Here is a 20,535-nt window from a genome sequence, read left to right as displayed (position 1 = left end):
ATGAGGGCACATTCCTCGCATTTCGATCATCGGGGAGGCGGGATCGGCCGTCCGGCAGAGGGGTCCTCAGCTCCGCGGCGGCAGCTCCGGCCGATGGCGGTCCGGGAGGTGGTCCATGCCCGGCGGTTCCGCGGCGGGCCGCTGTTCCAGGAGGTCGAGGGCCAGCTGCACCGCGTCGTCGAGCTGCGCGTGCCGTCCCTCCGCCCAGTCAAGGGGCGTCCGGAGCACCTCCAGATCGGGGGCCACGCCGTGGTTCTCCACGGACCAGCCGTACTCGTCGAACCAACCCGCGTTCATCGGCACCGTGATGACCGTCCCGTCACCGAGCACGTGCCGCCCGGTCATCCCCACGACGCCACCCCACGTGCGCTGGCCCACCACCGGACCGAGGCCGAGCAGCTTGAAGGCCGCCGTGATCATGTCGCCGTCGGACGACGTCGCCTCGTCGGCCAGGGCCACCACGGGGCCCCGGGGCGCGTTCGACGCGTACGAGACCGGCTGGGCGTTCCGTGTCAGGTCCCAGCCCAGGATCTTGCGCGTCAGCTTCTCCACCACCAGCTCGCTGATGTGCCCGCCCGCGTTGCCGCGTACGTCCACGATCAGGGCCGGGCGGGAGACCTCAAGGCGCAGGTCCCGGTTGAACTGCGCCCATCCGGAGCCGCCCATGTCGGGGATGTGCAGATAGCCGCACTTGCCCCCGCTCAACTCCCGTACGACGTCACGTCGTTTGGCCACCCAGTCCTGGTAGCGCAGGGGGCGTTCGTTGATGAGGGGGACGATCGCCACCCTCCGCGACCTGCCTTCGCCCTCCGCCGGCTGGAACGTCAGCTCCACCGTCGTGCCGCCCGCCGCCGCGAGCAGCGGGAAGGGGCCCGTCACCGGATCCACCGGACGGCCGTCGATGTGCGTGAGGATCGCGCCCTCGCGGATGCCCGCGCCCGCGAGCGGCGAGCGCGCCTTGGAGTCGGACGAGTCGCCCGGCAGGATCCGCTTGACCATCCAACTGCCGTCCCGGCAGACCAGGTTGGCACCGAGCAGCCCCATCGCCCGCTGGTAGTGCGGCGGGCCTTCGTTGCGGCGCGCGGCGGAGACGTACGCGTGGGAGGTGCCCAGCTCACCCAGGACCTCGCGGAGCAGGTCCGCGAACTCGTCGGGGGACGCGACCCGTTCCACCAGCGGCCGGTACTGGTCCAGGATCGCGGGCCAGTCGATGCCGCACATGTTCGGCTCCCAGAAGTAGGCCCGGATGAGCCGGCCCGCCTCGTCGTAGGACTGGCGCCACTCGGCCGCCGGGTCGACCTCGTGCAGGATGCGGCGCAGGTCGATCCAGACGGTCGTGTCGCTGTCGCCGGACTCCGTGGAGGGCACCGCGCGGAGGTCGCCCTCGTCGACCACCACGAGCCGCGAGCCGTCGCCGCTGAGCGCGAACCAGTCGAGGTGGTCGACCAGTTCGGACTTCTTGCCCTTGGTGATGTTGAAGTACTCCAGGGTGGGCCGCCCGGAGGTGTCCGACGGGTTGGCGAAGGTCTCGCCGAGCGCGCCCGAGATCGGCCAGCGCATCCAGACGAGGCCCCCGCCGCTGACGGGGGAGAGGGCCGAGTACTTCGACGCCGAGACGGGGAACGGCGTGACCCTGCTCTCCAGGCCCTCCACCTCCACGATGGCGGAGCCGGCCGGCGAGAGACCGTCGGCCGGGTCGAGCCCGCCCGCCGCCGGGCGGCCGTCGGGGGAGAGGGCGAAGGGCGAGGGGGTCGCCGACGACAGGGGGACCAGGTAGGGGCGGCAGCCGAGAGGGAAGGACAGGTCGCCGGTGTGCACGTCGTAGACCGGGTCGAAGCCGCGCCAGGACAGGAAGGCCAGATAGCGGCCGTCGCTGGTGAAGACCGGGTTCTCGTCCTCGAAGCGGCCGTTGGTGACGTCGACGATGATGCGGCAGCCGGGACCCTCGATACGGGCCATCTTGATCTGCCGCAGGGAGCGGCCGACGCCCGGATGCGACCAGGTCAGCCATGCCCCGTCGGGGGAGAAGGCCAGGTCCCGCACCGGGCCGTTGACGGAGCGGATCAGCTCCGTCACCTCGCCGTCGGATTCCTCGGACGCGTCGATCAGGAGGAGGCGCCCGTCGTTCGAGGCGATCGCGAGGCGTTCGCCCTCGGGGTCGGAGAGCAGTTCGAGGACCCGGCCGAGCTGTCCCTGCGCGAGCCTGCGCGGCGCGCGGTCGCCGCTGGCGCGCGGCAGATAGGCGATCTCGACGGCGTCCTCGCCCTCCGCGTCGGTGACGTAGGCGACCTGCCCGCCCGTGCCGAGCATCTCCGGGAGCCGGACGCGCACGCCCGGGGTGTCCGTGATGGTGCGGGCGGGCCCGTCCCGGTGCGTGAGCCAGTACAGGCTGCCGCGTACGACGACGGCGCTGGCCCGGCCCGTCGTGTCCACGGAGAGCGAGTCGACGTGCTGCGCGGCCGGCACCTGGTAGATCCGCCGTCCGGCGCGCGGCCCGCCCAGGCGTACGTCGAGGCGGCGCGGCACGGAGCCGGGGGACAGGTCGTCCACCAGCCAGACGTCGCCCGCGCACTGGTAGACGACGCGGGCGCCGTCGCTGGAGGCGTGCCGGGCGTAGAACGCGTCGTGATCGGTGTGCCGTCGCAGGTCGGAGCCGTCGGGCAGGCAGGAGTAGAGGTTGCCGACGCCCTCGTGGTCGGAGAGGAAGGCGATCCTGCCGTCCACGAACATCGGGGAGTCCAGGTGCCCGTCGAGGTCGGGCAGGAGCTGGTCGCCGTGCAGCCACAGGCGGCCCGTCGCACCGCCCCGGTAGCGCTTCCAGGCGGCGGGCTCGTGCGGCGGCTTCCCGGTCAGGAGGAGGGTCTTGCGCTCGCCCTCGATGTCGTTGACCGCGATGTCGTACACCGGACCCCAGGGCAGCTTGCCGCCGGGCGATCCGTCGGTCGGCACGCTGTAGGCCCAGCAGAAGTACGAGAAGGGCTGATTGTGCGAGGAGACGGCGAGGATGTCGCCGTCGGGGGACCAGCCGCAGACCCGGGTGTCCGTGCTCCCCCAGTAGGTGAGGCGCCGGGCCGGGCCGCCGTCGACCGGGGCCAGATGGATCTCCGGGTCGAGACTGCGCCAGGTCGTGAACGCGATGTGGCGGCCGTCCGGCGAGAAACGCGGATGGCTCACCTTGGTCCGGTCGACGGTCACCCGCCAGGCCCGGCCGGCGGGTGCGCCGTCCGGGCTCAGCGGCGCCACCCAGAGATCGTCCTCGGCCGCGAAACAGAGACGGTCGCCGCTGAGGTGCGGAAATCGCAGGTAGGCGTGGTCAGCATGGGCTTCATCGCGCGCGTCGGTCACTTCACCATGCTTTTCCGGTGCGCAGGGCCCGGCAACTCGTACATGGGGTGAAACAGGCGCGCGGCGCGGTCGGGAGGCGGCGCGTGATGCAGCGCACGTACGAAACGGTTTCGTTTCGTTAAGAGCCCGGGTACAGTCATGGCGTACGGAACGGTTCCCACGAGGGGCGGAGGGATCATGGCTGAGGCGGCAACGGTGCGGCGCAGCCGGATCACACCCGAGCGCGAGACCGAGATCTACGCGGCCGCGCTCGACCTGCTCCGCGAAGTCGGGTACGAGGCGCTCACCATGGACGCCATCGCGGCCCGCACGAAATCCAGCAAGGCCACCCTCTACCGCCAGTGGGGGAGCAAGCCCGAGCTGATCGCCAGGGCGCTGCGGCACAACAAGCCGGTGTCCATCGAGGACATCGACACCGGTTCCCTGCGCGGCGACCTCCTGGAGAGCGTGAACCGTTCGGACGACTGCCAGATGGAGCAGGACGCCGCGCTGATGCGGAGTCTCTTCCACGTCATCCACGGAAATCCCGAACTCCACCACGCGCTGCGGCAGGTGCTCATCGAGCCGGAGATCACCGGCCTGAACGCACTGCTGCGCAGGGCGGTGGAGCGGGGTGAAGTGGCCCCGGACAACCCCGCGTTGGGTTTCGTCATCCACATGATGATCGGCGGCTTCGTCGCCCGTGACCTGATCGAGGACCGCACGGTCGACCGTGAGTTCCTCCGTTCCTACATCGACGCCGTGATCCTCCCCGCTCTCGGCGTCTGATCAAGACCCGCACCCGACCCTCTCCTCCACCTGACGCGACCGCTCACGTCGTCGGGCTGATCCCCCCTGCCCTGTAGACACCACGACCTGACCGGGAGTACGCCCCCGTGGCCACTTTCCTCTACAAACTGGGCCGACTCGCCTTCAGGCGACGGCACTTCGTCGCCCTGATATGGGTGGCGCTCCTGACGCTCGCCGGAGTCGGCGCCGCGTCCGCGCCCACCGCCGCCTCCAGCTCCTTCTCCATTCCCGGTACGGAGGCCCAGAAGGCCTTCGACCTGCTCGAAGAGCGTGTGCCCGAAGCGAGCGCCGACGGCGCGAGCGCCCGGGTCGTCTTCAAGGCGCCGGACGGCGAGAAGGTCACCGACGCGGCCAACAAGGCCGAGATCGAGAAGACCGTCACCGCCCTCAAGTCCGGTTCGGACGAGGTCGCGAGGGCGGACAGCCCCTTCCGGACCAAGACGGTCAGCAAGGACGGCTCCACGGCGTACGCGTCGGTCTCGTACAAGGTCACCTCGATGGAGCTGACCGAGGACAGCCGTGAGGCCCTCGAGAAGACGACCGACCAGGCGCGGGAGTCCGGGCTCACGGTCGAGGTCGGCGGTGACGCGCTGCAGGCGATGCCCGAGACCGGCGCCACCGAGATCATCGGCATCGCGGTCGCTGCCGTGGTCCTCGTCATCACCTTCGGCTCGCTGATCGCCGCGGGTCTTCCGCTCCTCACCGCGCTGATCGGCGTCGGCATCGGCGTCTCCTCGATCACCGCGCTCGCCAGCGCGCTCGACCTGGGGACGACCACCTCGACGCTCGCCATGATGATCGGCCTCGCGGTCGGCATCGACTACGCGCTCTTCATCGTCTCCCGCTACCGCGGTGAACTCGCCGACGGCCGGGACCGCGAGGACGCGGCGGGCCGCGCCGTGGGGACCGCCGGTTCGGCCGTGGTCTTCGCCGGGCTCACGGTGGTCATCGCGCTTGTCGGCCTCGCCGTGGTGAACATCCCGATGCTCACCAAGATGGGCTTCGCGGCGGCCGGCACGGTGGTCATCGCCGTGCTCATCGCGCTGACCCTGATCCCGGCGCTGCTCGGTTACGCGGGCAAGAAGGTCAAGCCCACGGGCCAGAAGAGCAAGGTGCTCGGCGGCGGCAGGAAGAAGGACGCCGCGGCGGACGCGGCGTCGGACGCGGCGGAGAAGAAGCAGCCGAAGGACAACCTGGGCACTCGCTGGGCGCGCTTCGTCGTCCGCCGTCCGCTCACCGTCCTGCTGGTCGGCGTCATCGGCCTGGGCGCCGCGGCGCTGCCCGTGTCCTCCCTCGAACTGGGCCTCCCCGACGACGGTGCGCAGCCGACGTCCACGACCCAGCGCAAGGCGTACGACCTGGTCTCCGACGGATTCGGCCCCGGCTTCAACGGCCCGCTGATGACGGTCGCCGACCTGAAGGGTTCCGACGACCCGAAGGCCGCCGCCGGTGAGATCACCAAGACGATCTCCAAGCTCGACGACGTCCTCTCGGTCGCCCCGCCGATGATCAACAAGGCGGGCGACACGGCGATCATCAGCGTCGTCCCGTCCTCCAAGCCCAGCGGCATCGAGACCGAGAACCTCGTGCACGCGATCCGTGACGCGGGCGCCGACATCAAGTCCGACACCGGCGCGAGCGTCATGGTCACCGGTACGACGGCCATGAACATCGACGTCTCACAGAAGCTGAACGACGCCCTGCTGCCCTACCTGGCACTCGTCGTCGGCCTCGCCTTCCTCCTCCTGATCGTCGTCTTCCGCTCCATCCTGGTCCCGCTCAAGGCGGCCCTCGGCTTCCTGCTCTCGGTCCTGGCGGCCCTGGGCGCGGTCGTCGCGGTCTTCCAGTGGGGCTGGCTCGGCTCGCTCTTCGGCGTGGAGCAGACCGGCCCGATCATGAGCATGATGCCGATCTTCATGGTGGGCGTCGTCTTCGGCCTCGCGATGGACTACGAGGTGTTCCTCGTGACGCGCATGCGTGAGGCGTACGTCCACGGGGAGCGGCCGGGCCAGGCGATCGTGACCGGCTTCAGGCACGGCGCACGCGTGGTCTCCGCGGCGGCGGTCATCATGATCGCGGTCTTCGCCGGCTTCATCGGTTCGTCCGAGCAGATGGTGAAGATGATCGGCTTCGGCCTCGCGATCGCGGTCTTCTTCGACGCGTTCATCGTGCGCATGGCGCTGGTCCCGGCGGTGCTCGCGCTGCTGGGCAAGAAGGCGTGGTGGCTGCCGCGATGGCTGGACCGGGCGCTGCCCAACGTAGACGTCGAGGGCGAGGGCCTGCGGGACGCCGACGAGGCGGGCGCCGGCCGGAGCGACGAGGGCAGGGAGCTGGAGCGCGTCTGACGCGTCAGTGGGGCACGGGGGCGGCCGCGTAGGTGCGGCGCAGGAAGCGTATGAGCGCCGATGCGTCGAACTGCACGACCGCCACCCCGTGCGCCGAGTGGAACTCCATCACCGTCTGGACCCGTCCACAGGGCCAGATGTGTACGTCGCCGCCGGTGGCCGGGGCCCGCAGGCCCTGTTCGAGCAGCTGCCTGGCGAAGGTCCACTCGTGGGACCCCTCGGGAGAACCAGGGAGGCCGATCCGCACCGAGAGCGGGTCGGCCTCCGGGTCGTACCGGAGGACGGCGGGGACGGTGAGCTGGTCGTCCGGGGAGTCCGTGACGACGTGGGCTCGTGCGTACTGCTCTACTGCGGACATCGCCGAACTCCTCACCATCACGCTCACCGTCACGCGCTTTCTGCCCTCTAATGTCCCATATATTCCGATTCCTGCTCCAGGTGTGACCGGGATAACTGGGTAGCCACCGCTCTTGCAAACCGTTCGCAACAGAGCACTATCATTGAACGGTTCACGAGCGATTTGCTCTGTCTCCCTCTTCCTGTCCTGCCCAGGAGCGCGCGCATGCATGTCCCCGACGGATTCATCGACGCCCCCGTCTCGGCCGCCACCGGGGTCATCGCGGCCGGAGCGGTCGCCGTCAGCCTCCGCGGCGCACGGCGTGAACTTGGGGGCACCTCCCGCTCGGAGAGTGGGGGAGAGCGGACGGCGCCGCTCGCCGGGCTCGTGGCCGCGTTCATCTTCGCGGTGCAGATGCTGAACTTCCCCGTCGCCGCCGGGACCAGCGGACATCTGCTCGGCGGGGCGCTCGCCGCGATACTCGTCGGCCCCTATACGGGTGTCCTGTGCGTGTCCGTCGTCCTGCTGATGCAGGGCGTCCTCTTCGCCGACGGCGGCCTCACCGCGCTCGGCGTGAACATCACCGACATGGCCGTCGTCACGACCGTCGTGGCCTATTTCACCTTCCGCGGCCTGGTGAAGGTGCTCCCGCGCAGCCGCCGCTCCATCACCGCATCCGCCTTCGTCGCCGCACTGCTCTCGGTGCCCGCCGCCGCGGTCGCCTTCACCTTCCTCTACGCGCTCGGCGGCACGACCGACGTCTCCATCGGCAAGGTCGCCACGGCCATGGTCGGCGTGCACGTCCTGATCGGCGTCGGCGAGGCGGTGATCACCGCACTCACCGTAGGCGCGGTCATCGCGGTCCGCCCCGACCTCGTGTACGGCGCCCGCGGCCTGACGCAGAAGCTCAAGCTCCGGGTCGGCGGTGAACTCATCGACGTTCCGGAGACGGCCGAGGAGCCCGCCCCCGTCGCCGCCCGCTCGCACCGCAAGGTCTGGATCGCCGGCCTGGTCACCTCCCTCGTCCTCGCCGGCTTCGTCAGCTTCTACGCCTCCGCGAACCCCGACGGCCTGGAGAAGGTCGCCGCCGACAAGGGCATCGACAAGAAGGCCGAGGAGCACGCCGCCTCGGACTCCCCGCTCGCCGACTACGGCGTCAAGGACATCACCGACAGCCGCCTCTCCGGTGGCCTCGCGGGGGTGATCGGCGTCGGCGTCACCGTCGTTGCCGGCTCGGGGGTCTTCTGGGCGCTGCGGCGCCGCCGTACGGCGGACGCGGGCCCGGCGGCCACGGATTCCGTCCGCGAGAACGCCTGACATGGGCGCGGGCCACGCTCACCGGCTCTACCGGCACGGCCACTCACCCGTCCACGCCCTGCCCCCGCACACCAAGCTGGCGGCGTTCTTCTGCTTCGTGGTCGTCGTGGTCTCGACGCCGCGCGAGGCCATGTGGGCGTTCGGCGGCTACGCGGTGCTGCTCGGCGCGGTGGCGTTCGCGTCCCGCGTCCCGCTCCCCTTCCTCCTCAAGCGGCTGCTCATCGAGGTCCCGTTCGTGGCGTTCGCGGTGCTCATGCCGTTCGTGGCGGAGGGCGAGCGGGTCGACGTACTCGGCATGTCCCTGAGCGTGAACGGCCTCTGGGGCGCCTGGAACGTCCTGGCCAAGGGCACGCTGGGCGTCGCGGCCTCGGTCCTCCTTGCCTCCACCACCGAACTGCGCTCGCTGCTCCTCGGCCTCCAGCGGCTGAAACTGCCGCCGCTGCTCGTCCAGATCGCCTCGTTCATGATCCGGTACGGCGACGTGATCACGGACGAGATGCGCCGCATGAGGATCGCACGCGAGTCGCGCGGCTTCGAGGCGCGGGGCGTGCGCCAGTGGGGCGTCCTCGCGAAGTCCGCGGGGGCGCTCTTCATCCGCTCGTACGAGAGGGGCGAGCGGGTGCACCTGGCGATGGTCAGCCGGGGGTACGCCGGTTCGATGCCGGTGATCGACGAGGTGACCGCCTCACGGGCACAGTGGACGTACGCACTTGCCCTCCCATCCGCCGCTCTTGTCGTCTGCCTGCTGGGATGGACCCTGTGACTGCTGCACCCTCCCTCGAAGTGACCGGCCTTGCCTTCGCCTACCCCGACGGGCATCAGGCGCTCTTCGGCGTCGACATGAGGATCGGCCGGGGCGAGCGGGTCGCGCTGCTCGGCCCGAACGGCGCGGGCAAGACGACGCTGGTCCTGCACCTGAACGGCATCCTGACGGGCGGCGCGGGCACGGTCACCGTCGCGGGCCTCCCCGTCGGCAAGAAGCACATGGCCGAGATCAGGCGCCGGGTCGGCATCGTCTTCCAGGACCCGGACGACCAGCTCTTCATGCCGACGGTGCGCGAGGACGTGGCGTTCGGCCCGGCGGCGGCGGGGATGCGCGGCCCCGAGCTGGAGGCCAGGGTCCACAAGGCCCTCTCCCAGGTAGGGATGGCGGAGTTCGCGGACCGCCCGCCGCACCACCTCTCCTTCGGCCAGCGCAGGCGCGTCGCGGTGGCCACGGTCCTCGCGATGGAGCCGGAGATCCTGGTCCTCGACGAACCGTCCTCGAACCTGGACCCCGCGTCGCGCCGCGAACTGGCCGACATCCTCCGCTCGTTGGACGTGACGGTCCTGATGGTCACGCACGACCTGCCGTACGCCCTCGAACTGTGCCCCCGGGCCCTGATCCTCAGCGACGGCGTCATCGCCGCGGACGGCCCGACGGGAGAACTCCTCGGCGACGAGGACCTGATGGGGGCACACCGCCTCGAGCTGCCGTTCGGCTTCGACCCGAAGACGGCGGCAGCGAACCGGGGGGTGTAGGTCACCCCGCGTGCAGCATCAGTCCGATTCCCGCCACCATCAATGCCGCCGCCACCAGCCTCGGCGCCCCGAACTTTTCCTTGAAGAAGACCGCGCCTATCCCCGCGCCCACGATGATCGACGACTCCCGGAGCGCCGAGATCGGGGCCAGGTCCGCCTTCGTCTGGGCCCACAGGACCAGGCCGTACGCCGCCACCGACAGGGCCGCGCCAAGGAGGCCCACCGCCGCGAACGGGCGCAGTCGGGCGACGAAAGCCCCCCGCCAGCGGTACGCCGCGTACAGCGGGATCGCGAGGCCCTCAAGGATCATCAGCCACGCGATGTAGCCCATGGAGGAGCCGGAGGCGCGGACGCCGAGGCCGTCCACCACCGTGTACGCCGCGATCGAGACGCCCGTGGCGAGCGCCGCGCCGATCGCCGCCCAGTCGGGGCGCCGGCCCGAGCCGCGTATGCCCCACAGGGCGAGGCCCGTCAGGCCCGCGCAGGAGACCGCGACGCCCGCCGCCTGCCAGCCGTCCGGGATCTCGCCCGCGAAGACCGCCGCGAGGACGGTGACCACCAGGGGAGCCGTGCCCCGCGCGATCGGGTACGCCTGGCCGAAGTCGCCGAGCCTGAACGACTTCATCAGCAGGGCGTAGTAGCCGACGTGGATCACCGCGGAGAACACCAGGTACGGCCACGCACCCGCCGCCGGTATCTCCGCGAACGGGGCGATGAGTACGCCGATCAGCAGCCCGCCGCCGGATATCAGGGTGAAGCCGACCAGCTTGTCCGTGATGTGGTGCGCGATCGCGTTCCAGCTCGCGTGCGTGACGGCGGCAAGCAGCACCGCCGACGCGACGAGCGGCGTCACTTGGCGGACTCGCGCACGTCCACCAGGGTGCCGTTCGCGTGCCGGATCAGGTCCTTGGGCGCCATGGGGAAGACCGCGTACGGAGTGCCCGCCGCCGCCCACACCACGTCGTGGTCGAGCAGCGAGCGGTCCGCGAGGACCCGCGTCTTCGTCGCGTGACCGAAGGGCGGTACGCCGCCGATCGCGTACCCCGTGGTCTCCCGGACGACGTCCGCCTTCGCGCGCGTCACCTTCGCCGCGCACAGCTCCCACCGCACGAGCTCCAGATCCACCCGCGACGCGCCGTCCATCAGGACCAGGACCGGGACGCCGTCCGCCGCGAAGATCAGGGACTTGCAGATCTGGCTCAGCTCGCAGCCGATGGCCGCCGCGGCCTCCTGGGCGGTGCGCGTCGCCTCCGGGAAGCGGCGGACCTCGCTGACCAGTTCGGCGAGGCCCAGCTCGGTCAGGGCCGCGGCGAAACGGGGGTGGGCGGGGGAAGCGGGTGAATCCGTAGCGCTCATGCCCGGCACGGTAGCGGTCCGTGTACGGGGCACGCGACCGTGTATCCGTATACCGGACGGCCGATCCCGCCGGGCGGAAAGCCGGCTACTTCGCCGCCAGGAACATCGCCCGCACCAGCGGCCCCGCGGAGTCGCCGCCGTGGCCGCCCTCCTGCACCACCGCTCCCGCGGCCAGGTCACCGCGGTACGCCGTGAACCAGCCGTTGGGCTTCTTCTGTCCGTCGACCTCCGCCGAGCCCGTCTTCGCCCCCATGTCGGAGCCGAGGCCCGACATCGGCTTGACGGCCGTTCCCGCCACCGCCGTGTAGTGCATCAGGTCCCGCAGCGCCGAAGCGGTCGCGCCCGACATCTTGCGGGGCGCCGTCGCCAGCGTGCGCTTGTCGACGTCCGGGGAGACCAGATACGGCTGCTTGAACGTGCCCGACTTCACCGTGGCCGCCACCGACGCCATGTTCAGCGGGCTCATGCGCACCCCGCCCTGACCGATCAGCGAGGCGCCCATCTGCGCGTCGCTCTGCACCGGGATCGCCCCGTCGAAGGACGGGGCACCGATCGACCAGTTGTCGCGGCCGAGGCCGAAGACCTCCTGCGCCTGCTTGGTCAGGGAGTCGTTCTGCAGCTTCTCGGCCTGGCTGATGAAGGCCGTGTTGCAGGACCGGGCGAAGCTCGCGCGGAACGTGCCGTCCTTGATCTGGAACTTGTCGTCGTTCTGGAACTTCCAGCCGCCGTACGTCACGTACTTCGGGCACGGGTGCTTCTTGTCGACGCCCGCGAGCTTCTTCTCCAGGAGCAGGGACGACGTGACGACCTTCATCGTCGAGCCGGGGGCCAGCGAGCCCTGGAAGGCGATGTTGAAGCCGGTCGGGTTCGAGTTGGCCGCCGCGAGGATCTCTCCCGTGCTCGGCTTCACCAGGACCACCGAGGCCTGCTTGCGCTTGCCCGTCTCCTTCTCCGCCGCGGCTTGGAGCGAGGCGTCGAAGGTGGTCTTCAGGGTGCCGGGGGTGCCCGGGGAGAGCGTCAGGAGCGTCTTGTCGGGCGTCGCCTTCGCGTCGTCCTTCGTGGTCGCCGACTTCTCGGCGTCCTTCGCGCTGTCCTTGCGCACGACCCGCAGCTCCACGCCCGCCTTGCCGCCGGCCTTGTCGCCGAACTTCTCGCGCAGGCTGTCCAACACCGTGCCGAGGGACGGGTACTTCGCCTTGGTCAGCTCGCCGCCGTCCCGGTCCACCGCCTTGATCGGCGGGTCCCCGGCCTCACCGGTGACCAGACGGTCGCCGTCCTTCAGGTCCGGGTGCACGACGGAGGGCTGCCAGCCGACCAGCGTCTTGCCGTCGTGCTTTCTTCGTACGACGGTCAGCTCGGACTCGTACGCGAAGGGCTTGCTCTGTCCCTCGTACGAGACCGTGGACGTGACCGAGAAGGGCATCTTCGCGCCTGAGCGCTTGCCCGGCGTCAGCTTCACCTTCGTGAGGTGGGAGTCCTTGGCGTACGCGGTGAGGGCGGTCTTCGCCGTCGTCCGGTCGTCCGTGAGGGCCGCGGCCCCCGTGACGTCGCCCTTCTCCCACGCGGCGAGGAAGTCCCGGGTGGTGGCACGCACCTCGGCGGCCGTCGGCGGGCCCGCGGCCACCGGCTTCTCGTCGACCGTCGGTCCGTCGCCGGACGAGCCGCCGATCAGGCTGTACGCGGCGATGCCCACGCCGCACACGACCACGGCGGCGGCGCCGCCGAGCACACCAGGGTGCACCTTGGCGCTCCCGGCGCCCGATGTGCCCGTGATGTTCCTGATGCCCTTGCGCTCGCTGGCGCGCCCTCGCTTACCCACTGACCCTCCGCAGATCCCAGATCACAGAACCCCCAGGTTCCGCACCGGAAGGCCCCACACTAGGGGGCTTTCATGAAGACCCCTACCAATCACCTCAACTGCCTGCGGCAAGCACCGCCGCCACGATAGGGCCGGCCGCGTCGCCGCCATGGCCGCCCCGCTCCACGACTGCCGCGGCCGCCGCGTCACCGCGGTATCCGGCGAACCAGCTGTTGGGCTTCTCCTGGCCGGCGACCTCCGCCGACCCCGTCTTCGCGCCGACGCTGCCGCCGCCGCTCAGTCCGGACATGGCGCGGGCTCCGGTGCCGCTGACCGCCGTGGCGTTCATCATCTGGCGCAGCTGCTGGACGGTGGACGCGGGCAGGCCGTGTGCCGTGGCCAGCTCCCGGTCGTCAAGGGACGGGTCCACGATCACCGGCTGCCGGAAGGCTCCCGTCATCGCGGTCGCCGTGACCGATGCCATGTTCAGCGGGTTCAGCTGCACCTGGCCCTGGCCGATCATGTTCTGCGCGCGGTCGGGGCCGGGGGACGCGGGGACCGAGCCGTCCACCGTCCGGACGCCGACCTGCCAGTCGAGGCCGAGGCCGAAGCCGTTCTGCGCCTCCTCGGTGAGGGAGGCGTCCGTGACGCCGTCCTCGTCGACCAGCTTCACGAACGCGGTGTTGCACGAGCGCGCGAAGCTGTCCGCCAGGGTCGCGTTCTCGTTCGGGGCGAGACCCGGAAGGTTATGGATCGTGTTGCTCTGCCAGGTCGCGGTGTCCGGGCAGGGCGCGGGGCCGCTCGCCTTCGTCACGCCCTTGTCGATGAGCATCGCCGCCGAGACGATCTTCATCGTCGAGCCGGGGGCCATCTTGCCCTCGAAGGCCGCGTTGAACCCGTCCTTCCGGTTGTTGGCCACCGCCAGGACCTCGCCGGAGCTCGGCTGCACGGCGACCACGGAGGAGTCCGCGTGCTGGGTCACCGCCTTCTCGGCGGCGCGCTGCGCGGGCGCGCTCAGCGTCGTCTTCAGCCGCCCCGGCTTGCCCTTGGCGAGCGTGAGCAGCGTCTTGGTGCCCGCGTTCTCGTCGGCGTGCCGGACGTAGAGCTCGACGCCGGGCGTTCCGCCCGCCTTGTCGCCGTACTTCGCGCGCAGCTGGTCGAGGACCGGGCCGAGCGAGGGGTGGTCCTTCTTGTCCAGGACCGTGCCGTGCCGGTCGACGGCCTGGATGGGGGGCACGGCGGCCTCGCCGGTCTCCAGGGTGTCGTCCTTCTTCAGGTCCGGGTGGACGACCGTGGGGTCCCAGTCGACCAGCGCGCGCCCCGTGGTCTCGCCCCGGACGACGGTCAGTTCCGAGTCGTACGCGAAGGGCTTGGTCTTCCCCTTGTACGACACCGTGGCCTCGACCGAGAACGGCACGGTCGCGCCGTCGGCCTTGCCCGGCGTGAGGCGCACCTTCGTCAGATGGGCGTCGTCGCGGTAACCGGTCAGGATCGTCGAGGCCGCTTCCGCGTTGTTCGTGTAGGACGAGGCCTGCCTGGCGTCGCCCTTGGCCCACGCGGCGAAGAACTTCTCCGTCGTCTCGCCTATCTCGCCGCTCGTCGGCGGCCCCGTCTTCACCGCATGGGGGCCCGCCCCCGGCGAACCGCCGCCCCCGGTCACGCCGTTCACCAAGTTGTACGCGCCGTACCCCGCGCCCCCGACCATGACGGCGAACACGCCGCCCACCAAAGTGACCTTTACCCCTCTGCGCATTGCGCGCCCCCTCCCCAGGAGACCTCCCGAATGTGTGTCCGGAAGGGTGATGCGAACCGAACCTTAAGCGGAGGAGGTGAAGAACGAGGGAGCTGTTATCCGAAGGTGTCCTAGATGCCCACTACAGCCAGATGTCTAGACCCACGTGTCCAGGAGCATGCGGGCCCGCCAGGAATCGATCGGAATGGCCTGGCCGGTGTAAATGGGCCAGAACCAGATGAAGTTCCACAGGATGAGGAGCACCAGGACACCCGACGCCGCGGCCCCCACGACCCGCCGCCGCTCGCTCGACCCCGGCGGACCGAGGATCGCGCCGATCATCATCGCGACGGCCAGGCACAGGAACGGCACGAAGACGACGGCGTAGAAGAAGAAGATCGTCCGCTCCTGGTACATGAACCACGGCAGATAACCCGCCGCGATCCCGCACACGATCGCGCCCGCGCGCCAGTCCCTGCGGAACACCCACCGCCACAGCACGTAGAGCAGCGCGAACGCCCCCGCCCACCACAGCATCGGCGTGCCGAGCGCGAGGACCTCGCGGGCGCACTTCTCCGCGGTGCCGGCGGGGCAGCCGTCCTTGCCGGGCAGCGGAGACTCGTAGAAGTACGAGACGGGGCGGCCGTCGACGATCCAGCTCCACGGGTTCGACTGGTAGGTGTGCGGCGAGGAGAGCCCCACGTGGAAGTCGTAGACGGCGTGTTCGTAGTGCCACAGGCTGCGCAGCCAGTCCGGCAGGAGCGTCCAGGAGCCGCCCTTGCCGTCCGTCGCCGCCCAGTTGCGGTAGTAGCCGCCGGTGCCGTCGGTCGGGGAGAGGATCCAGCCGAGCCAGGACAGGACGTACACACCGATCGCGACCGGCACCGTCGAGACGAACGCCGGGAACACGTCCCGCTTCAGAACCGCGCGGTAGGGACGCTCGGCACCCGCGACGCGGCGGGCGCCCACGTCCCACAGAACGGTCAGCAAGCAGAAGAAGACCATGATGTAGAGGCCGTTCCACTTGGTGCCGAAGGCGAGCCCCAGGCAGAGACCGGCCGCCAGGCGCCAGGGACGCCACCCCAGGCGCAGCGTCTCGGCGACGTACGCGTCCGGGCGGACCCGCCCGTCGTCCTCGGCAGGGAGACCGGCCGCGAGTTTCGCGCGCGCCTTGTCCCGGTCGATCAGGAAGCAGCCGAACGCGGCGAGGACGAAGAACATCAGGACCTGGTCGAGCAGCGCGGTGCGGCTCATCACGAAGTGCAGCCCGTCCACCGCGAGCAGCCCGCCGGCCAGACAGCCCAGGAACGTCGAGCGGAAGAGCCGCCGCCCGATCCGGCACAGCATCAGGACCGACAGGGTGCCGAGCACCGCCGTCATGAAGCGCCAGCCGAAGGGATCGAAGCCGAAGATCCACTCGCCGATGCCGATGATGTACTTGCCGACCGGCGGATGCACCACGTACGCGGCGTCCGTGGGGATCGTGATGTCCGATCCGTGCTTCAGGACATCGGGATTGACCTTCTCGGGCCAGTTGACCTCGAAGCCCCGGTGGATCAGCGCCCAGGCGTCCTTGGCGTAATACGTCTCGTCGAATATCACGGCCTTCGGGCTGCCGAGATTCCAGAACCGGGTGAGCCCCGCGACCAGCGTGATCAGCAGCGGGCCGATCCAGCCCGACCACCGGACCAGCAGGTCGGCGTAGCTCTTCGGCATGCCGATCGTCGCCCACAGCCGCGGGCTCGGTTCGGTGTACGCGGGCACGAGCCGGGCCCGGACGTCGGCGGCGGGCTCGGTGGTTCGCGCCACGTAACCGAAGCGGCGCAGCCTGTGCTGCCACGACGGCTGCTGCTCCTCGGCTGCCTGGCCCTGGCGGGTGTCCGGGGAAGACGCGGTACTGGTCACCGCGCCATCGTAGGGAACCCGACTGTGTGAGTCCCGCTCCTGGGCCCTCCCCGGCCCCTGCGAGGATGGAACAGTGACAGGAAGCGCAGATTCTCCCGACAGCCGGCCCTCCCGAAACGCGTCCGCCGGGACCCTCGTCCTCGCGGGCACGCCCATCGGCGACGTCGCGGACGCTCCGCCGCGGCTCGCCACCGAGCTGGCGTCGGCCGACGTGGTGGCCGCCGAGGACACCCGGCGGCTCCGCAGGCTCACCCAGGCGCTCGGCGTGCAGGTGGGCGGCCGGGTCGTCTCGTACTTCGAGGGCAACGAGAGCGCGCGGACGCCCGAGTTGGTCGAGGCCCTGGTCGGCGGCGCGCGGGTGCTGCTCGTGACGGACGCCGGGATGCCGTCGGTGTCCGACCCCGGATACCGCCTCGTCGCCGCCGCCGTGGAGAAGGACATCCGGGTCACCGCCGTGCCGGGACCGTCCGCCGTGCTCACCGCGCTCGCGCTCTCGGGCCTCCCGGTGGACCGCTTCTGCTTCGAGGGCTTCCTGCCGCGCAAGGCGGGCGAGCGGCTCTCGCGGCTGCGCGAGGTGGCCGAGGACCGTCGCACTCTCGTCTACTTCGAGGCACCGCACCGGATCGACGACACCCTCGTCGCGATGGCCGAGGCGTTCGGCGACGAACGCAGGGCCGCGGTCTGCCGCGAGCTGACCAAGACGTACGAAGAGGTCAAGCGCGGGTCGCTGAAGGAACTCGCCGAGTGGGCGGCCGACGGCGTACGCGGTGAGATCACCGTCGTCGTCGAGGGAGCACCGGAGAAGAGCCCCGGTGACCTGGGCCCGGAGGAGCTGGTGCGCAGGGTGCGGGTGCGCGAGGAGGCGGGGGAGCGACGCAAGGAGGCGATCGCCGCCGTCGCGGCCGAGGCGGGGCTGCCCAAGCGTGACGTGTTCGATGCGGTCGTGGCGGCAAAGAATGCGGCTCGGACCGCCCCATCGGAAGGCAAAGGACTATCGTGAAAAGCAAAGTGCGGGCCGCGCACCGGGCCTGAAGGCTAAGGAAAGGCCAAATCGCCTTCAACTGTCGACAGGTCTGATGCTTTCGCCTCGGGAAAAGCGTCCACTGGTCAAAGGGGACGCACCCGTCCCCACGCTTCCGGCCGGGAGGAGATCCCCGGTCCGGCAGCGCTTGTCCAGCGGACAAGAGGAGCTGGCATGACTGAGATCGCCGACACCGGTCACCACACCACGGCGCCCGATGCGACGCGTGCGACACAAGCGACCAACACCGTTCACGAGTCTTATGCATTCGCCTGTATGCGATGCGGGCACGGCTGGGAACAGTCCTACGAGATCGAGCATCACGTGGACGGCAAGGGCAAGGAATTCGTGGTGTACGTGGCGGACGGCATTCATGTGCCGTCGCCCCTGACCCGGCCGACGTGCCTGAACTGCGACGGCCATGTCGTGCGGATCATGCGGGCCGGGCAGGTGTCGTCGGTCCTCGACCTGATGCAGCGGCACCACGCGCCGCGGGCGGCGGCCGGGGCGGACAAGGCGACGGGGGACGCGTCCGGCTCCGGGGTGGCCGAGCCCCACGAGCCCAAGCAACACCACTGGCATCTGTCGGCGCTGCTGCATCCCTTCCACCACCGCAAGGCGGGATGACGTCCCCTTCGTAGGATCGGGGGCATGCCTTCCCACAACGCCGGCCCCAAGAACACCGACGCCAAGAACGCCGCGCCACCGCTGCCCGAACCCCTTCGGGTGGCGGTCGCCGACTCCCACACCCACCTCGACATGCAGTCGGGGACGGTGGACGAGGGGCTCGCCAAGGCCGCAGCGGTCGGGGTGACGACGGTCGTGCAGGTGGGCTGTGACGTCGCGGGCTCGCGCTGGGCCGCCGAGACGGCCGCCGCGTACGAGAGCGTGCACGCCACCGTCGCCCTGCACCCCAACGAGGCGCCGCGCATCGTGCACGGCGACCCCGACGGCTGGTCCCGGCAGGGCGCGCGCGAGGCGGGCGGCGACGGGGCGCTGGACGCCGCGCTCGCCGAGATCGACCGCCTTGCCGCGCTGGCGCACGTCAAGGGCGTGGGCGAGACCGGCCTCGACTACTTCCGCACCGGGCCCGAGGGCAAGGCCGCCCAGGAGCGCTCCTTCCGCGCGCACATCGAGATCGCCAAGCGGCACGGCAAGGCCCTGGTCATCCACGATCGCGAGGCGCACGAGGATGTGCTGCGGGTCCTGAAGGAGGAGGGGGCTCCGGAGCGCACCGTCTTCCACTGCTACTCGGGAGACGCGGCGATGGCCCAAGTGTGCGCGGAGAACGGCTACTTCATGTCCTTCGCCGGCAACATGACCTTCAAGAACGCGCAGGGTCTGCGGGACGCGCTGGCCGTGGCCCCCGTCGAACTGGTCCTCGTGGAGACCGACGCGCCCTTCCTCACGCCCGCTCCCTACCGCGGACGGCCTAACGCGCCGTATCTCATTCCGGTCACATTGCGGGCCATGGCCGAGGTGCGGGGGATCGGCGAGTACGCCATGGCCGAGGCGATCTCGGCCAACACGGCACGCGCCTTTGATTACTGACCGATAACGCCCATACCCCCGCGGTTCAGGGCGGCGCCATGACACTGTGTGGTCGTGCTGCTTTGGAGAGTGACGGTTGCTCCGCTAGGTTCTGGTCCGCCTCGCCCGATCCGGACCAGAACGAGAACGCTGGAGCGTCGTCGTGAGTCATGCGCCGCAGTACGAGACGTCTTATGGGGGCGGCACGACCTATGAGCCGGAGCCCGGGGCCGAGCCGGAGCCGGAGTTCTTCCCCCAGCAGGCCACCGTGGTCATTCCTGACGGCGGGCGGGCCGAGGCGCGGCGGGCGGCGCGGCGGAAGAAGCCGAAGCCGACGTCGAAACTGAAGCCGCAGTCGCGGTCGAGAACATCGGCATCGGCATCAACTGAATCATCGGCACCGGCCTCCTCGGAGCGGCCCGAGACGCTGCGGCGGCTGTTGCCGCAGGCGCTGGTCGTCGCCTTCCTCGCGGGCGGCACCTCGGCCTTCGTCGCCGACGACAAGGCCATCGAGCTGAGTGTCGACGGCGAGTCGCGCACCCTGCACACCTTCGCGGACGACGTCGGTGAGCTCCTCGAGGACGAGGGCGTGGACTTCGGCACCCACGACATCGTGGCGCCGAGCGCGAGCACGGCCCTGGCCAGCGGCGACGAGATCGCCGTCCGCTACGGCCGGCCGGTCGAGCTCACCCTCGACGGGCAGCGGCGCGAGGTGTGGACGACGGCCCGCACGGTGGACGGGGCGCTGCGGCAGCTCGGGGTGCGGGCCGAGGGCGCCTACCTGTCGGCCTCGCGGAGCAAGCGCATCGACCGGGGCGGCCTTGATCTCGACGTACGGACCGAGCGCACGGTGACGATCATGGCGGACGGGCGCGAGCGGACCATCCGTACGAACGCGGCGACGGTGCGCGAGGCGGTCGAGGAGTCCGGGATCAGCCTGAACGGCCAGGACACGACCTCCGTCGCGCCCGACAGCTTCCCGCGCGACGGACAGACGGTCACCGTCATGCGGATCTCCGGACGCAAGGAGGTGCGGGAGGAGCCGATCCCGTTCGACGTGCGGCGGACCGAGGACTCATCGCTGTTCGTCGGTACGGAGGTCGTGGAGCGGCAGGGCCACCAGGGGTCCCGGCGGGTGACGTACGCGCTGCGGACGGTCAACGGCGTCAAGCAGAAGCCGCGGCGGCTGCGGACGGAGATCGTGCGGCAGCCGCAGACGCAGATCGTGAAGGTGGGCACGAAGCAGCGTCCGAGTTCGGTGGCGGGGGCGGAGGGCCTGAACTGGGGCTCGCTGGCGCACTGCGAATCGGGCGGCCGCCCGAACGCGGTGGACGCGTCGGGGACGTACGGGGGGCTGTACCAGTTCGATACGCGGACGTGGCAGGGGCTCGGTGGGGCGGGGCGCCCGCAGGACGCTTCCGCGGAGGAGCAGACGTTCCGGGCGAAGAAGCTTTATGTCCAGCGGGGGGCGAGTCCGTGGCCGCATTGTGGGGGGCGGCTGTAGGGGCGCCCGCGGGCGGCGGCGAGTGGCGGCGGACC

General features: G+C 70.6%; 16 protein-coding genes. 9 read left to right on the top strand and 7 right to left on the bottom strand.

Annotated features, from left to right (window positions below; all coding sequences use genetic code 11):
• Positions 1-66: 66 nt before the first annotated feature.
• Positions 67-3,345 (bottom strand): S41 family peptidase, encoded by a 3,279-nt coding sequence (locus ACWGIH_RS29375; protein ID WP_453447771.1) that lies wholly within the window; start codon positions 3,343-3,345, stop codon positions 67-69.
• Between the two features lie 195 nt (positions 3,346-3,540).
• Here ACWGIH_RS29375 and ACWGIH_RS29370 point away from each other — a divergent pair, with 195 nt between their 5' ends.
• Positions 3,541-4,113, top strand: a complete 573-nt coding sequence (locus tag ACWGIH_RS29370) for a TetR/AcrR family transcriptional regulator (protein ID WP_453447824.1) — start codon at positions 3,541-3,543, stop codon at positions 4,111-4,113.
• A 107-nt stretch (positions 4,114-4,220) separates the two neighbouring features.
• Positions 4,221-6,479, top strand: a complete 2,259-nt coding sequence (locus ACWGIH_RS29365) for an MMPL family transporter (RefSeq protein ID WP_453447769.1) — start codon at positions 4,221-4,223, stop codon at positions 6,477-6,479.
• A 4-nt stretch (positions 6,480-6,483) separates the two neighbouring features.
• Here ACWGIH_RS29365 and ACWGIH_RS29360 read toward each other — a convergent pair whose 3' ends face one another.
• The gene (locus tag ACWGIH_RS29360; RefSeq protein ID WP_453447767.1) at positions 6,484-6,837 is read right to left on the bottom strand and encodes an SsgA family sporulation/cell division regulator; all 354 of its coding nucleotides are present in this window, start codon (positions 6,835-6,837) and stop codon (positions 6,484-6,486) included.
• A 204-nt stretch (positions 6,838-7,041) separates the two neighbouring features.
• On the opposite strand from ACWGIH_RS29360, the gene ACWGIH_RS29355 reads away from it, so the two are divergent.
• The 3 genes from ACWGIH_RS29355 to ACWGIH_RS29345 are packed head-to-tail and all read left to right on the top strand — an operon-like array spanning position 7,042 to position 9,654.
• Positions 7,042-8,133 carry an energy-coupling factor ABC transporter permease gene (locus ACWGIH_RS29355; RefSeq protein WP_453447765.1) on the top strand — a complete coding sequence of 364 codons (1,092 nt, stop codon included), beginning with the start codon at positions 7,042-7,044 and terminating at the stop codon, positions 8,131-8,133.
• Between the two features lies 1 nt (position 8,134).
• A complete protein-coding gene (cbiQ, locus tag ACWGIH_RS29350; RefSeq protein ID WP_453447763.1) occupies positions 8,135-8,896 on the top strand; it encodes a cobalt ECF transporter T component CbiQ in 762 nt (253 codons plus the stop codon).
• A complete protein-coding gene (locus tag ACWGIH_RS29345; protein WP_453447761.1) occupies positions 8,884-9,654 on the top strand; it encodes an energy-coupling factor ABC transporter ATP-binding protein in 771 nt (256 codons plus the stop codon). Before cbiQ ends, ACWGIH_RS29345 begins: the two co-directional genes overlap by 13 nt.
• A 1-nt stretch (position 9,655) precedes the next feature.
• Here ACWGIH_RS29345 and ACWGIH_RS29340 read toward each other — a convergent pair whose 3' ends face one another.
• From ACWGIH_RS29340 to ACWGIH_RS29320, 5 genes are all read right to left on the bottom strand, one after another.
• The gene (locus ACWGIH_RS29340; protein WP_453447759.1) at positions 9,656-10,507 is read right to left on the bottom strand and encodes an EamA family transporter; all 852 of its coding nucleotides are present in this window, start codon (positions 10,505-10,507) and stop codon (positions 9,656-9,658) included.
• Complete coding sequence (locus ACWGIH_RS29335) at positions 10,504-11,010, bottom strand: YbaK/EbsC family protein (protein ID WP_453447757.1); 507 nt, start codon at positions 11,008-11,010, stop codon at positions 10,504-10,506. The genes ACWGIH_RS29340 and ACWGIH_RS29335 overlap by 4 nt, the downstream gene beginning before the upstream one ends.
• 85 nt (positions 11,011-11,095) lie before the next feature.
• Complete coding sequence (locus ACWGIH_RS29330) at positions 11,096-12,829, bottom strand: penicillin-binding transpeptidase domain-containing protein (RefSeq protein WP_453447756.1); 1,734 nt, start codon at positions 12,827-12,829, stop codon at positions 11,096-11,098.
• A 94-nt stretch (positions 12,830-12,923) separates the two neighbouring features.
• Positions 12,924-14,561, bottom strand: a complete 1,638-nt coding sequence (locus ACWGIH_RS29325; RefSeq protein ID WP_453447754.1) for a penicillin-binding transpeptidase domain-containing protein — start codon at positions 14,559-14,561, stop codon at positions 12,924-12,926.
• 135 nt (positions 14,562-14,696) lie between these two features.
• Positions 14,697-16,445: a dolichyl-phosphate-mannose--protein mannosyltransferase gene (locus ACWGIH_RS29320; RefSeq protein ID WP_453447752.1), complete on the bottom strand. Its 1,749-nt coding sequence runs from the start codon at positions 16,443-16,445 to the stop codon at positions 14,697-14,699.
• A gap of 73 nt (positions 16,446-16,518) precedes the next feature.
• Between ACWGIH_RS29320 and rsmI the strand changes: the two genes are divergently transcribed.
• From rsmI to ACWGIH_RS29300, 4 genes are all read left to right on the top strand, one after another.
• Positions 16,519-17,445, top strand: coding sequence for a 16S rRNA (cytidine(1402)-2'-O)-methyltransferase (gene rsmI, locus ACWGIH_RS29315; RefSeq protein ID WP_453447750.1), 927 nt, complete (start codon positions 16,519-16,521; stop codon positions 17,443-17,445).
• A gap of 195 nt (positions 17,446-17,640) precedes the next feature.
• Complete coding sequence (locus ACWGIH_RS29310; protein ID WP_453447748.1) at positions 17,641-18,093, top strand: hypothetical protein; 453 nt, start codon at positions 17,641-17,643, stop codon at positions 18,091-18,093.
• A gap of 24 nt (positions 18,094-18,117) precedes the next feature.
• Positions 18,118-19,017: a TatD family hydrolase gene (locus ACWGIH_RS29305; protein ID WP_453447746.1), complete on the top strand. Its 900-nt coding sequence runs from the start codon at positions 18,118-18,120 to the stop codon at positions 19,015-19,017.
• A 142-nt stretch (positions 19,018-19,159) separates the two neighbouring features.
• On the top strand, positions 19,160-20,500 hold the full coding sequence (locus ACWGIH_RS29300; RefSeq protein WP_453447745.1) for a ubiquitin-like domain-containing protein: 1,341 nt from the start codon (positions 19,160-19,162) through the stop codon (positions 20,498-20,500).
• Positions 20,501-20,535: the final 35 nt, after the last annotated feature.

The organism is Streptomyces sp. NPDC054872, from assembly GCF_053610705.1.
The sequence above is the reverse complement of the archived record's forward strand: the minus strand, read 5'-3'. Positions and strand labels throughout refer to the sequence as shown.